At 46.5% G+C, this 721-nt stretch carries 1 protein-coding gene and 1 pseudogene; both read left to right on the top strand.

Features of this window, described 5'->3' with window-relative positions:
- A partial coding sequence (locus tag R8O11_RS27550; RefSeq protein WP_318194916.1) for a LysR substrate-binding domain-containing protein occupies positions 1 to 461 on the top strand: 461 nt, incomplete at its 5' end.
- An 87-nt stretch (positions 462 to 548) separates the two neighbouring features.
- Positions 549 to 721, top strand: a pseudogene (locus R8O11_RS27545) (serine protease); the annotation flags it as partial.

Below are 721 nucleotides of genomic sequence, written 5' to 3'. Positions count from 1 at the left end.
TGGTGCATGGCAACACTGAAGAGTGGCAAGACTACTATTGCGAAAAGCTCAGTGAAGACGAACTGGTATTAGTGTGCAGCCCTGATCTCATCGACCACAGCAATCCAATTAACCTTTCTGACATCTTAAAGACGTATCCGCTCATTGAGGTCACGAATGAGCGCAGAAAACACGATTGGCAAGTCTGGTCAGACGCGATAGGAGTCGCTCGTCCAAAAAACAAAAAGCCGATCACTTTTAATATGTCGATTCAAGCGGTACAGGCAACCACGCGTCGTTTGGGTGTGTTGGTGACTCACCGTTTGTTTGTGAAAGACGACATCAAGTACGGTCAACTGATCGAACTTGGTGAGCCTGTGATCAATCCTAATCAGCAGCTTTATTTTGTGTGCCCACCGCATAAGCTCAAGCAAGAAAGCTTTCACCTATTGCGCTCGTGGTTAAAACAAGAATTTGCGTAACTGAGCCTGTTACTCAATACGTTAACTTGAGCTTGGTGAACTCTCGGCTAAAGTAAATAGAGTGCGAAAAAACTCAAGGATGAGGCTATGCGATTGTTTCATAGAGTAGTGATTGGGGCTTGTCTCGTTGTACCAGCAGTGGGTAATGCCCGTGACGGGTCGGAGCTTGACGAGCAAGGCATTTCAACCGCGATTATTGGAGGCCAGCAAGCGTCTCAAAATCAGCTCCCCTTCTTTGCTCGGCTAATTTTACACAAAAC

It is taken from the genome of Vibrio sp. 1288, from assembly GCF_033344475.1.
Note: the sequence above shows the minus strand (reverse complement) of the source record. Positions and strands in the feature narration are given on the sequence as shown.